At 68.8% G+C, this 13264-nt stretch carries 13 protein-coding genes and 1 tRNA gene; 11 read left to right on the top strand and 3 right to left on the bottom strand.

Annotated features, from left to right (window positions below; all coding sequences use genetic code 11):
- Nucleotides 1-227 precede the first annotated feature (227 nt).
- On the top strand, nt 228-2144 hold the full coding sequence (locus ACFWYM_RS21750) for a SpoIIE family protein phosphatase (RefSeq protein ID WP_384839462.1): 1917 nt from the start codon (nt 228-230) through the stop codon (nt 2142-2144).
- A gap of 138 nt (nt 2145-2282) precedes the next feature.
- Nucleotides 2283-3163, top strand: a protein-coding gene (locus ACFWYM_RS21745) for an IS5 family transposase (protein ID WP_384839460.1) whose coding sequence is annotated in 2 segments (ribosomal slippage) — nt 2283-2643 and nt 2643-3163 — 882 coding nt in all. Because the reading frame shifts where the segments join, the coding sequence is not laid out codon by codon here.
- A 40-nt stretch (nt 3164-3203) separates the two neighbouring features.
- On the opposite strand, the gene ACFWYM_RS21740 is transcribed toward ACFWYM_RS21745, so the two are convergent.
- Nucleotides 3204-3452: a hypothetical protein gene (locus tag ACFWYM_RS21740; RefSeq protein ID WP_384839457.1), complete on the bottom strand. Its 249-nt coding sequence runs from the start codon at nt 3450-3452 to the stop codon at nt 3204-3206.
- 625 nt (nt 3453-4077) lie between these two features.
- On the opposite strand from ACFWYM_RS21740, the gene ACFWYM_RS21735 reads away from it, so the two are divergent.
- From ACFWYM_RS21735 to ACFWYM_RS21695, 9 genes are all read left to right on the top strand, one after another.
- Nucleotides 4078-4497, top strand: coding sequence for a subtilase-type protease inhibitor (locus tag ACFWYM_RS21735; RefSeq protein WP_384839454.1), 420 nt, complete (start codon nt 4078-4080; stop codon nt 4495-4497).
- Nucleotides 4498-4927: 430 nt separating this feature from the next.
- The gene (locus ACFWYM_RS21730) at nt 4928-5632 is read left to right on the top strand and encodes a hypothetical protein (protein ID WP_384839451.1); all 705 of its coding nucleotides are present in this window, start codon (nt 4928-4930) and stop codon (nt 5630-5632) included.
- Nucleotides 5633-5724: 92 nt separating this feature from the next.
- Nucleotides 5725-5808, top strand: a tRNA-Leu gene (locus ACFWYM_RS21725).
- 93 nt (nt 5809-5901) lie between these two features.
- Nucleotides 5902-6273 (top strand): tyrosinase cofactor, encoded by a 372-nt coding sequence (locus tag ACFWYM_RS21720; RefSeq protein ID WP_384839448.1) that lies wholly within the window; start codon nt 5902-5904, stop codon nt 6271-6273.
- A gap of 19 nt (nt 6274-6292) precedes the next feature.
- Nucleotides 6293-7120, top strand: coding sequence for a tyrosinase family protein (locus ACFWYM_RS21715; RefSeq protein ID WP_384839445.1), 828 nt, complete (start codon nt 6293-6295; stop codon nt 7118-7120).
- 52 nt (nt 7121-7172) lie between these two features.
- A complete protein-coding gene (locus ACFWYM_RS21710; RefSeq protein WP_384839442.1) occupies nt 7173-7430 on the top strand; it encodes a hypothetical protein in 258 nt (85 codons plus the stop codon).
- A gap of 212 nt (nt 7431-7642) precedes the next feature.
- Nucleotides 7643-8134, top strand: a complete 492-nt coding sequence (locus tag ACFWYM_RS21705; RefSeq protein WP_384839439.1) for an SMI1/KNR4 family protein — start codon at nt 7643-7645, stop codon at nt 8132-8134.
- 243 nt (nt 8135-8377) lie between these two features.
- Entirely contained in the window at nt 8378-8503 is a 126-nt protein-coding gene (locus ACFWYM_RS21700; RefSeq protein WP_384839436.1) for a hypothetical protein, read from the top strand.
- A 548-nt stretch (nt 8504-9051) separates the two neighbouring features.
- Nucleotides 9052-10596, top strand: a complete 1545-nt coding sequence (locus ACFWYM_RS21695) for an FMN-binding glutamate synthase family protein (RefSeq protein WP_384839433.1) — start codon at nt 9052-9054, stop codon at nt 10594-10596.
- 182 nt (nt 10597-10778) lie between these two features.
- Here ACFWYM_RS21695 and ACFWYM_RS21690 read toward each other — a convergent pair whose 3' ends face one another.
- Complete coding sequence (locus ACFWYM_RS21690; RefSeq protein ID WP_384839430.1) at nt 10779-11756, bottom strand: serine/threonine-protein kinase; 978 nt, start codon at nt 11754-11756, stop codon at nt 10779-10781.
- Nucleotides 11757-12368: 612 nt separating this feature from the next.
- Nucleotides 12369-13184 (bottom strand): phosphotransferase, encoded by an 816-nt coding sequence (locus tag ACFWYM_RS21685; protein WP_384839428.1) that lies wholly within the window; start codon nt 13182-13184, stop codon nt 12369-12371.
- Nucleotides 13185-13264: the final 80 nt, after the last annotated feature.

Raw genomic sequence — 13264 nt, 5'->3', positions numbered from 1 at the left:
GCCGACGTGGCCGCGGGGGCGGCACCCTTGGGCGCCGTGGGGTCAGGGTCGCGGTCGGGCACAGTGTGGTCCGATGCCGGAATCTGACCGGGTCCGAGCGCGGGCATAGCGCTGTTCTCACTCATGATGGCCCACTTCAGTAACTCGGTGCTTATGGGCGTGGCCAGTCTGTCACTCTGTTCCTGTCGCCTGAGGCGTATTTGCCCTAACTGCTCAGGAGCCGAACCGTGGGGTCCATTCCGATGCAACGGGAGACCGCTTTCCGCGCCTCCGCCACGACCGCGCGCCTCCCCGGCCCGCCCGCGGTGGTGCGCACCTCGCTGCCCGGAAACCCCCTGGCGCCCGCCGCCGCGCGCCGGTTCCTGCGCGCGGCGCTCGCCGACTGGGCCGAGCTCGCCGTGCCCGCCGCGGCCGGGATCACCGACCGGCTCGCCGACGACGCGGTGCTCCTGGTCAGCGAGCTGGTCACCAACGCCGTGGTGCACGCGGGCACTTCGGTGGAGCTGCTCTGCCGCCTGGACGAGGCGGGCCCCGGCGAGAGCGAGGACGCGCTGCTCATCGAGGTCTCCGACCACCACCCCGCCCGCGCCGTCCGCAGCGACGCCCCGGGCCCGCCCGGCACCCCCGAGTACGGCAGGGGCCTCCGGCTCGTCGCCACCCTCTCCGAGTCCTGGGGCATCACCTACCGCACCGGCACCAAGACTGTCTGGGCCCGCCTGCCCGTCGAGGGCGTCCAGGCCGTGCAGGAGATCGAGTCGTACGCCGGTGAGCAGGCCCTCCAACGCGGCCTGCGCGCCGCCGAGATCCTCGCCCCGCTGCCCAAGCGCGTCACCCACGACACGGAGTGGGTCAACCGCGGCGCGCTCACCTTCCTCGCCGAGGCGTCCGACCTGCTCGCCGGGCAGTTCGACGAGGACCTGGTCGCCGCGCTCGCCGGCCAGCTCCTCGTGCCACGGCTCGCGGACTGGTGCGCGATCTGGCTGGAGGACGAGTCGGAGTCCGGCCGGGCCACGGCGGGCGGGGCGGTGGGGACGCGGCTCGCCCGGGTCTGGCACACCAGCGAGCACCGCATGGAGGACCTGCGCGGCGCCCTGGAGAAGGACCCGCCGCGGCTGCCCGAGTCGGTCGGCACCGGCGCGGTGCCGGTGCCGTGGCCCGGCGAGGTGCTCGGCACCGACGAGTCCGGCACGGCCCTCGCGTACCGGCTCTCCGCGGGCGGCCGGTCGGTCGGCGCGCTCGTCATCGGGCGTGCGGGGCTGCTCCGCTTCCCCGACGAAGTCACCGGCCTCATCGAGGACTTCAGCCGCCGGGTGGCCCTGTCGATCGGGGCCGCCCGCCGCTTTCAGCGCCAGGCCACCATCAGCCGTGTCCTGCAGCGCGGGCTGCTGCCCAACGCCGTCGCCGAGATCCCCGGCGTGCAGAGCGGCCTGGTGTACGAGCCCCGGGACCAGGGCGGCCCCGGCGGCGACTTCTACGACGTGTTCCAGGCCGGGCCCGGCCGCTGGTGCTTCGCGCTCGGCGACGTCCAGGGCAAGGGCCCGGAGGCCGCGGTCGTCATCGGCCTCGCCCGGCCCTGGCTGCGGCTGCTCGCCCGCGAGGGCTACCAGGTCGCGGAGGTCCTCGACCGCCTCAACCAGCTGCTGCTCGACGACGCCTCGGAGGCGGCGGACGCGGCGGCGGCGGTGGTCGCGGTGGCGGGCGGCCAGCCGGCGCCGCCGGACGGGACGACGGCGCGGTTCCTGTCGCTGCTGTACGGAGAGCTGGTGCCGCTCGAAGGGGGCGCGGTGCGGTGCACCGTGGCGTGTGCGGGGCATCCGCTGCCGCTGGTGCTCTCGGCGGACGGCGAGGTGCGGGCGATGGGGTCCTCGCAGATGCTGCTGGGGGTCGTGGACGACGAGACGTATGTGAGCGAGACGTACGAGCTGGGTGTGGGGGACACCTTGCTGTGTGTGACGGACGGGGTGACGGAGCGGAGGCGGGGGCGGGCGCAGTTCGATGACGGGGACGGGCTCGCGGTGGCGCTCGCGGGGTGTGCGGGGCTGGATGCGGGGCTGGTGGCCGAGCGGATTCGGCGGCTTGTGCATGAGTTTTCTGAGCGGCCGCCGGATGATGATTTGGCTGTGCTGGTGTTGCAGGCGCGGTGAGTTTTTCCTTTCCCCGATCCCGCCCCTTCCCGAATCCGGCGACTCCGTCGCCCCTGGGGCCGCCTTTCTGGGGCTTCGCCCCTAGGTTCTGTCCGGCGGATCATGTGACTGTCGGCTTGCCGTCTCGTTGTTCTCGACGTGGGGCGAGGTGATCTGACGAACGCGGAGTGGGTGCGGCTCGAGCCTCATCTGCCTATGCCCGGGCAGCGTGGCGGCCGCTGGAACGACCACCGCCGGGTGATCAACGGGATCCTGTTCCGGGTCCGCACCGGCATACCGTGGCGCGACCTGCCCGAGCGTTTTGGCAGTTGGAAGACCGTCTATGAACGCCACCGCCGGTGGTCGGCGGACGGCACCTGGGACCGGATCCTCACGGCCGTCCAGACGGACGCCGATCTGGCCGGCCGGATCGACTGGAGCATGGTCGGCGTGGACTCGACGTCCTGCCGGGCGCATCAGCACGCGGCGGGCGCCCGCAAGAAGAAGCCGCACGTCCCGAAAAAAGGTCGACGCCCCGAAACCATCGCCCCGACGAGGGACTTGGACGGTCCCGGGGCGGCCTGACCAGCAAAATCCACCTTGCTGGTGAAGGCGGATGCCGCCCCATGGCCTTCCTGCTCACGCCCGGCCAGTTCGGTGACGCCCCACAGATGATCGAGATCCTCAGCCGTGTCCGTGTTCCCCGCCCGCACGGTGGACATCCACGAACACGGCCGGACCGCCTCAGCTGCGATAAGGCATACAGCTCCCGTCGAAACCGCAGCTACCTGCGAAGGCGCCAGATCAAGCACACCATCCCGGAGCCGGAAGACCAGCGGGCACACCGCAAACGACGCGGCAACAAAGGCGGCCGACCCACCGGCTTCGACAGCACGATCTACAAACGCCGCAACGAGATCGAGCGGACCATCAACCGGCTCAAGAACTCCCGGGCCGTCGCCACTCGTTACGACAAGAGGGCCTACGTCTTCCACGGCACCGTCACCACCGCAGCCATCAGGCTATGGCTCCGGCAATGATCCGCCGGACAGAACCTAGGGCCGGTTGGGAAAGTGCCGGTCACAACCACTCGTTGAGGACTGAGACCAGCACGGTCGCCTCGTAGCGGACGGCGAGCTTGTCGTACCTAGTGGCCACAGCCCGGTGGCGCTTGAGGCGATCAATCCCGCATTCGACCAATCCCGCATTCGACCGCGTGGCGCTCGCGGTAGTCGGTCCTGTCGAACTTCGATGGCCGGCCTCGTCCGCCGGGATGTCCGTGGCGGTGAACGTCCCGAATGCATCGACCTGGGCGCCGAGTTCGGCCATCAGCGGCCGGTCCAACACCAGAGCCCGGTCGACCCGCTGGAGCAGGTGGTGTTCACCTGGACGGCGCGGTGGCCGGTGAAGTCGGCGCCACTGCCGAAAGGCCGGTTGGAGGTCGTTGGGCGGGCAGTGCCTCGTCAACGGTGCGGCGCCAGGCGTGAAGCGACTTGGTCACGGTCGGCTCCGCCCGGCCCCGGCCCGTGCTGACTTCGGGCCTACCGGACGGAGTTCGCCCTGGTGTGCCTCGACAACTGGTGTGCGAACGGCACCGCGCGTCCGCCCTGGCCGGGCCGGAGCGTGGCCGACGATCACAGACGCTCGGTGCGCAGATCAGGGACGGAACCGACTTCCATCCACCTGCCCCCTTTTGGTCGATATGCACTGGCTTGAAGTGCGTCCCGACAGGCGCCCCGACAGCCTCGAACGGTTCACCGCATCGTCGATCACGCACTCGAAGTGCGACAACTCGATTGATTCTGCCTATAGTTGGATGTTTGGTAGCGAGGTCACCATTTGGCCAGGTGATGCTCACCATGAGTGTCTGGACGTTTCCCCTCGGTTGTAGTTCCGGTGCCACGTTGGGCAAGACTGCGCCTCGTCGGCATGATCAACGACAAGGGAGTCCTTCATGCGCACCATGGCCAAGAGAACGGCATTCGCATCCTCGCTGGGTGCGAGCTTGCTGATAGTCACCGCGGGCACGGCTGCGGCCGCCGCCCCGGAACCCCAGTCCCGGCTCGTGATCGGCGTCGGCCACGGGGAGAACGCCCAGAGCATGCACGCGGAGCGCACGGTGAGCCTGGGCTGTGCGCCGTCGGTGACCGGCGATCACCCGCATGCGGTGAAGGCATGCGACGACCTGATGCGTGTCGACGGCGCGTTCGACAGTCTGGCCGGCCTGAACCAGCACAAGGCATGCACCCTGGAGTACCGTCCGGTCACGGTGACCGTGGACGGCTACTGGAAGGGCAAGCGCGTCAGCTACGAGCACACATTCGCGAACACGTGCGTCAAGAACCTCAACGCGTCATACCTGTTCCAGGTCTGACCGTGCGCCCCGGATGAGCAGGCCAGCTCATCCCGTCAGGCCATCGAGCAGCAGATGCTCGAGGGCCTGACTGTCGCGCGCCGCCCTCGGCGGAGCAGGCGCAGCCGTGGGGGCCGCCAGGGGAATCGGAGCCCGTATCGCGTGTTCGCGGCACTTGAGGTCACGTTCTCCCGGTCCACACGGTGCGATGAGGTGCGGTGCTCTGAGCGTTGCGGTCGGGGCCGTATCGCTCTGTTGGGCTGCCTGCGTTGTGACGGTCAGTCAGAAGGGCCACCCGCAGCGGAAGTTGCCTGGAATCGATAGAGAATCGCGTTCCGACCATGGGGCCTTCAACCCTGCCGGGTGACCTGTGACCTGCCTTCCTTTCCATGGCCAGAGGGGGAGTCTTACCCGGCCTTATCCCCCCCTGCCTCAACACAAGGAGCCTGTCTTGCGCGTCAACTCACCGATGCACCGCCCCGTCCTGCACGGATGCGCACTGGGCATCGCCGCCGTCCTCACCCTTGCCGCACCGGCCGCAGCCGACGACGAACCCGCCGTGTTAACCGCCGGCACCACCGTCACCCCCAGCGGCCACCGGTTCTCGGCGACGGCAGAAGGAGACGTCGTCCTCGACGCCGGTCCGGTGAAGATCACCTGCGCCCGGTCCACGACAACATCGCCCACGGGCAAGCTCAACCGGATCCCCAACCGGCCCGCCAACACAAGTCTCGACGGCGGTCCGGTCACCCTCGACATCGCGCCACCGACGTTCAAGGAGTGCACCACCAACGCCCCCGGCCTCAAGGCAGACATCACCACCAACTCCGACCACGGCACCTGGCAGCTCGCCCTGCACAACGGCGCTCCCGCCGAACTGACCATTCCTGCCCAAGGGTTCACGCTGAAGACCAGCGGGCTACTGAGCTGCGCCGTGACGGCCGCACCCGATGCCGCCGCGCATGCGCTGGCAGCCTGGACCAACGGCGCACCTTCCGCACTGGGTTTCGCCGGTGCGCCCATCCCGGTCAAGATCGAGGGCGGCTTCTTCTGCCCCACCTCGATCACCTCCGCCGCCATCACCGCCACCTACAAGGTCACTGATGTGACGGACCCGGCCCAGCACATCACCGTCGGGCCTGCGCAGCAGGGCTGACCGAACGCGGCCCGGTCAGCCGGCCCGCGCGCTCGGCGCCCACCGGGTCAACTGGCCCTGGACACCGCCGCAGGCGCCTGCCTGCGGCTCGCGGACGAGTGGCGAAAGCGGCAAACGCAGCGGCCTTAAAATCCGCCGCCCTCTGGGGCATGTGGGTTCGAATCCCACCTCGTCCATTTCTTCATCCCGCATATTCCACATACCGCGTGCATCGCGCGCATCACACACATCACGTACCAACCAGCTCACCCACGTACCGGGGAATCGCCATGTCTCAACTCACCCGCCGTCATGCCCTCGGCCTGGCCGCCGGCGCCGCCGTCAGCCTCACCGCCGCGGCCCTCACCGCCGCCGAGGCCCACGCCGCCGCTCCCCTCACCGGCAAGGCCGCGCCCGAAGCCTTCGACGAGGTGTTCCAGGGCCGCCACATACAAGGCTTGCCCACGGCCGACGGCCCCCATCACGGCGGTGGCTACGCCGTGTTCATCGACGGCCGGGAGCTGCATGTGATGCGGAACGCCGACGGCACGTGGATCAGCGTGGTGAACCACTACGCGCCGATGCACAGTCCCCGCCTGCTCACCCGGGCGGCCGTCGTCGACCTCCAGGGGGCCGATCTGGTCCCGTTCGCCACCCGCTGACCCCGACCGGAGGAGCATCGTGTCCTTACGGAAGAACCAGGCCGACCTGACCGCCGGCGAGAAGCGGCGCTTCGTCGACGCCCTGCTGGAACTCAAACGCCGCGGCAGGTACGACGCCTATGTCACCACGCACAATGCGTTCATCATGAGCGACACCGATTTCGGGGACCGTGTCGGTCACCGGTCGCCGTCGTTCCTGCCCTGGCACCGCCGGTTCCTCATCCAGTTCGAGCAGGACCTGCAGGCCATCGACGCGTCGGTGACACTGCCTTACTGGGACTGGACCGCCGACCGCGCCCCCGGCTCTTCCCTGTGGGCGCCCGACTTCCTCGGTGGCACCGGACGGGCCCGCGACGGTCAGGTCATGGACGGGCCCTTCAGCGCCGCCGGGAAGGGGTGGCCCATCAACGTCAGCGTCGACGGGCGCCGCTATCTGCGCCGCGCCCTGGGCGCCCAAGGACTGCAGCTGCCCACCCGGGCCGAGGTCGACAGCGTCCTTTCCCTCTCCACCTACGACACCGCCCCCTGGAACAGCGCCTCCCAGGGCTTCCGCAACCACCTCGAGGGCTGGAGGGGCGTCAACCTCCACAATCGGGTCCATGTCTGGGTCGGCGGCCAGATGGCCACCGGTGTCTCCCCCAACGACCCGGTCTTCTGGCTCCATCACGCCTTCGTCGACAAGCTCTGGGCCCAATGGCAGCAACGCCACCCCCACTCCCCCTATCTGCCGACCGCCGACACCGCCGACGTCGTCGACCTGAACGACACCATGCGGCCGTGGAACGACGTGACCCCGGCCGACCTGCTCGACCACACTCCCTACTACACCTTCGACACCCTGGTCTGATCCCCGCACCTTGCAGGCTGGTGCGGCGCGTCGGGCCGGCCACACCGCCGGCGTGACACCTGCGCACCCGTCCCACCGCGTCCCGATGCGGATGCACACCCTGCGCGTCAAGCGGGAAGCCGACGGCGAGGAACGGCTGCAGAACCCCTGCGAGCTCGACATCGGGTTCAGTGGCTGCACGGTGACGTTCACCCTGACGTTCAACCCCGACGTCAGTCTCTGCCTGTGCACCAACCCGGACGCCTCGCCTCGGAGTCCGGCTGCCCGAAGAGCGACACGAGCTGACGGATCCGTCGAGGCGGCCGTCTGATATACACCGCATGGGGGCCGGGCATGCGCTCGTGCAGCGTGATGCCGTACGAGCTCGTCGGAGCCCTCATTGCGAAAGGATGGCGGTGCCACGTGTGGTGGAAGCGACGCCGACCGGAGAGCTCAACGGCACCGGTGCCTGCGGAGTGGCCGGCCGCCTGGGACATTCCCAGCGCACTCACAGCGGCGCAGCGGGTCCGCGTTGTCGTCGGCATGATCACTGATGGCATCACGGCCCGCCCGGATCAGCTTCAGGGCCTGTCGGATGAGGCCGTGCTGGACATCGAGCGTGATCAGCAGGCTCCGATGGCAGACGCCTACCGTGCGTTCCTCTCACACATCGGTGGTGGAGCCGGGCGGTTCATGCGTGGTGAAGACGTCTACTACTCGGATGTCCTTGGCCTGGGAGAAGCTGCCCGAGAGCTCCTGGAAGAGAACAACTCCCCCTTCCACTTCGGACCAACCGACCGTGTCTTCACCATGCACCAGGGATACCAGTTCGACTTCATGCGAGGTGGCGGCCCCGACCCCGAAGTGTGGTCGTACTCCGAGGGTATGAACGGCGATGTTCCCGTCCGCAGCCACGATTCGTTCACTGACTGGCTTCGCGCGACTGCCGAGATGGAGATACCGGCCTGGCGAAGGTACGCCGCGACGGTGCGTGAAGAGACCAACCCTGACGGCAGCATTACGGCGTATTGGTAGACGAGCGCGCCGCGGCGGTTCCATATCCCAGGTAGCAGTGGGTGGAGGAAGGTGATGTCGACGTGGTGGGCCGGGTCACCGGTAATGGGCCGGACCTCGTAGTACGCGTACTCCTTCCCCCGCCGTGACCGTGCACCCCGATTCCGCAGTGCGTCTACCTCCACCTGCACACCACGAGGCATTCCCACGACGGGAGTTCGCCCGTAGAGGCCAGCTGGCACAGACAGTAAGGAGACCGCGTCCGTGACGCTCGTCCTGTTTCTGCCCGATGCGGGCGCCGTGCCGCGCTGGTTGCAGATCACGGCCATCGTCGTACTCCTCGGCCTGGCCGCTGCCCGCATCTGGCTGTACCTCCGCCGCCGGAAGTGACCGTCTTCCCCCCGTACTCACTACAACCTCGGCTGGGCCAGCCGCTTGCGGGCGCCACCCCCGCCACCCGTACGTGGCCGTGTGGGTCGCCGTGGTTCACAGCCAGATAGCCCGGCATCCCGGTCCACGAAGGCGGAGCCAGCTGCGAGGCAGGTGACGCGACCACGTTCAAGCCCTCAGGCGATCCTGCCACCTCGAGATCTGCGGGCGGGTCAGCCGAACCGGGGAGGGTCCGGTTCCTCTGAAGGTTTGAAGGGATGATCGGTTCGATCTCGAGTGCTGCGATCTCCGTGGCGAGCGGCACGGCGTAGTCGAGCCAGGGTGCGGGCACGCAGCCGTACCTCGCTCCCATCAGCCAAGCGAGCGTCAAACCCTCGCCCCTGCCGTCGGCCCATGGCTGCGAGCTCCTCCCGTACCGGCAGGCAGCGGTGAACTGCGCCCCGTCCACGGCGGCTTCGGGGTGGGGGCGCCGACGTGCTGGTGGGGGACGTGTCTTCTAATGGGGCACGACGGTTCGTCGGCGGACGCCGACGAGGAGAGGAACGTTCATGCGCGCCCGGAGCATCGGTGCGGCCGCCGCAACAGCGTTGGCGCTGGTGGCTGCCCGTGACCTCGTCCAGAAGAAGCATGCCCTGTTGCGGAACTTCCCTGTGATCGGGCATGCCCGGTATCTGCTGGAGACGATCGGGCCCGAGCTGCGGCAGTACGTCGTGACCTCCAATGAAGAGGAGCGCCCCTTCAGCCGCGACCAGCGCACATGGATCTATGCGTCGGCGAAGGAGGAGAACAACTACTTCGGCTTCGGGACCGACGTCGACGTCGAGCATGTGCAGGGCCACGCCTATGTGAAGCAGCGGACGTTCGCCGGTGCGCTGCCCGATCTGGACGACCCGCAGGCCCCGCTGCCCTCGGCCAAGGTCCTCGGCGGACCGCGCGGGCGTGCCAAGGCGTTCCGTCCCGCGAGCGTGGTCAACATATCGGCGATGAGCTTCGGTTCGCTCTCCGGCGCGGCGATCACTGCCCTCAACAAGGGCGCCGCGCTGGCCGGCACGATGCACAACACGGGTGAGGGCGGTCTCTCGCCGTACCACCGCGGTGGCGGTGACCTCGTCCTCCAGATCGGCACCTCCTACTTCGGCTGCCGCAACGACGACGGCACCTTCAACCTCGACAAGCTCAAGCAGGTCGTCTCGAGCGCCCCGGTCAAGGCGATCGAGATCAAGCTGTCCCAGGGCGCCAAGCCGGGCCTCGGCGGGATGCTGCCCGGCTCGAAGGTGACGCCGGAGATCGCTGCGATCCGCGGCATCCCGGTCGGCAAGGACTGCGCCTCTCCCTCCCGGCACACCGCCTTCCACGACGTCGACTCGATGCTCGACTTCGTCGAACTGCTCGCCGCTGAGACCGGATTGCCGGTCGGCATCAAGAGCGCGGTGGGAGAGATGGGCTTCTGGGAGGAGCTGGCCACGCTGATGGCACGGGGCGACCGCGGGGTCGACTTCGTGACCATCGACGGCGGTGAGGGCGGCACCGGAGCGGCCCCTCTCATCTTCACCGACTCGGTGTCGCTGCCGTTCCGGATGGGCTTCTCCCGCGTCTACGGGGCCTTCGCCGAACGGGGCCTGACCGACGACGTCACCTTCATCGGCTCCGGCAAGCTCGGCCTGCCGGAGAACGCCGCCGTCGCCTTCGCTCTCGGCGTCGACATGATCAACGTGGCCCGCGAGGCCATGCTGTCCATCGGCTGCATCCAGGCGCAGAAATGCCACACCGACAAGTGCCCCACCGGCATCGCGACCCAGGACCCGTGGCTGGTGCGGGGCGTCGACCCGGCCTCGAAGGCGACCCGAGCCGGGGTCTATCTGCGGACTCTGCGCAAGGAGTTGCTGAAGGTCTCGTCGGCCGTCGGCGTCGCCCACCCCTCGCTCATCACCGCCGACGACATCGAGATCATGAACGGCGACTATGACGCCCGCACCCTGGCGAGCGTCTACGGCTACAAGGACGGCTGGGGCCAACTCGGCCCTCACCTCGCCGACGAGATCACGGCCCTGCTCACCGGCGAGCGGCCGCCCCATCAGGAGCCGACCGGTTGAGCAGGCTCCTTGAGGCATGGCGGAGTCCGAGGGGACTCCGCCATGTCGTCCCCCTTTCAGCCCCCGATCGATCGCGCGCTCGGTGATCAGCCGCTTCTCCGGGATCTGGTTCGGACACGCGCGACGTGGGGCACCGCCGAAGTCTCTGCCGTCGACTGCGACTTGGCGTTTCAGTTGGCCATTCAGCTGTTCATTTGGCCCCTGTTGCGCTCGATGCCGGGTCCGGCTGCCTGACGAGCCGCCCGAACACGTCGGGTCTTGATCTCGCGGTAGCAGAATGCTGCGACGGTCAGAACCGCTGTCAGATAGAAGAGCGTCGGGGCGGTGAGACCGTCTATGAAGTTGCTCAGGCTCACGGTGCCGATGGCGGTGAACACAGCGGTCACGTACCCGGTCCCGCGTATCAGGCCCCCGGAGTGCGGCATGAGTACCGCTGTCAGCAGCAAAGTGGCCGCCAGGATGACGAGATACAGGCCGAAGGGGATGTCGTCCTGACTCCATGGCTGATCTCGCGCAACGAGTTCCAGGGCGAAAATCAGGGACAGGAGCGCTGGAGGACCGAACCGCTCCAGTGCCGCGCGGTCCGTGGCCCTCGGCAGGCCGTCCGGGTGTGCTGGGGCGGGCACCGGTGCTGCCCCCGGCTGCGCGGTCCCGCCGGGTGCGTATGTGGGCGCCGGTGCGGGTTCACGCAGCAGGGCGTGGCATTCGGCGGCGGTGGGCCGGTCACCCGGCTCCAGGGCGGTCATCCGGTCGAGCAGGCCCAGTAGGTGCGGTGCGACGGTGCTGCGGTCAGGAGCGGAGAGCTGTGCGGCGGGGCCGCGCTTTCCGGTGAGTTTCTCGATCAGGACCAGGCCGAGCCCGTACACATCGGAGGCGGGGGTGGCAGGATGCCCGGCGAGCTGCTCGGGAGCCATATAGGCAGGGGTACCGGGGAAGTTCCCGGCGGTGATCGTGGTCGCCGTGAAAAAGTCCCGGGCCAACCCGAGATCCATCAGTACGACGCTCCTGTCCGCGCAGATCATGATGTTCGCGGGTTTGATGTCCCGGTGCACGATCCCCTTCTCGTGGAGGTGCGCGAGCGCCTCGGCCAGGTGTGTCCCCGTCTGCACGACTGAGTCCACCGGTGCGGTCTGCCACGTGGAGCCGATGAGGAGCTCCATCACGAGGTAGGGCACAGGGTGGCCGGCGGCGTCGACCGTTCCGGCATCGTGGACGGTGACGATGCCTCGATGTGCAGCCGGGCGAGTTGCCGAGCTTCGGCCGTGAAACGGTTGGCTGCCTGCGGGTCCTGCGCCATCACAGTGGCGAATTTGATGGCGACCTCGCGATCCAGGGTCCGGTCCCGCGCCTTCCAGACTTGCCCGAAGCCTCCTTCGCCAAGGAGGTGCTACAGGTGGTAGCGGTCCTGGACGGTCATGCCAGCGCGCACAGTGGCCCCCTGAAACCCTGAGTCCGTTGAGTTCTTCAGATCATGTCGCCCTTGCCGTCCGCAGCGCACGGATTCAGGTCCAAAAGGCGTTGGACGCAGCCCACTTGCCCCAAAGGCGTTCGCCCGCCACAGCCCGGCCGGTCCTGCCCACCAGCATGAGCTCGCTTCACCGCATCGGGCCGCCCCGCCCCGGCGGCACCGAGGGCAGTAGGGAACCGAGGGCAGTAGGGATCGGCGACAGGTCCACGGCCATCGCGACGGCGTCCGCCTGAACCGGCAGCGCCCTCGACCTCGCCCTGCGACGAGATCCGTGGCTCGGCTTGTCGTTCCACCTCTGGGCCCGTCAGTTCGACAGGGCAGTCGTGAACTCCTCGTGGTGAGCCGCGAGCCACTCCTGGATGCGGTCCCAACGCCGCCAGCCACCTTGCTCGGACAGTGCACGGATGTAGACGGGGTCACCGTCGGCCACGCGGTCGGCGACGAAGGCCCGGCAGGATGCGGTGGCCTGTTCGATGACGCCGGGCAGTTCAGCGCGCTCCTGCGGGGAGAGGCCGTAGCCGTCGGCGAGGGTCCGCAGTCGCGTCGGGGCGTCCAGCCCCATGGGATGGAGAGCTGCCGCGGAGGTGGGATCGAGCATGGGAATCCAGTAGCGGGCGGTCATGGCAACGTCCCATACGGCTCTGCCGGGGGCCGCGAGGTCGAAGTCGATCAGGGCTGCGGCACGGCCGTCGCGGAAGACGACGTTCTCCGGGCACACATCGTTGTGGCACAGCATCGTTCCTCCCGCGGGGTCGCCCATGGACCGGGGCCAGTCGACGCGGGCGTCGACCGCGATGCCCGAGCTGGCGTCGTGCAGGCGCCGCAGCAGGCTGCCCACCGATCTCAACGCGGTGTCGGTCATCACCCAGTGCGGAAACGGCGGTAGAGCGACGTCGCCCGGGATGAAGGTCAGCTGCTCGCGGCCGTCCGCGGTGAGACGGATGGGCCTCGGAGCCGCGTCGAACCCGTGCCCTTCAAGCGCGAGGAGATGGGCGTGGAGGGCGCGCGCGGTGCGCGGCGCCGGGCGTTCCACCAAGCCGCCGTGGCGGAAGACCGCGCCCGTGTTCACCATGCCGCCGACCAGGGCTTCGCCCCCTGCCGTCTCGCCTTCAGCCGTCATGTCGATCACGCTACCGTCAGGTCGGCCGTGAGCGGGAGGGTCGCGAAATACGCTTCGGGCTGGGCCATTTCGGCCTCAGG

Origin of the sequence: Streptomyces sp. NPDC059009 (genome assembly GCF_042740175.1) — a bacterium.
Classification (GTDB): domain Bacteria; phylum Actinomycetota; class Actinomycetes; order Streptomycetales; family Streptomycetaceae; genus Streptomyces.
This window is presented reverse-complemented; position numbering and strand designations above follow the sequence as displayed.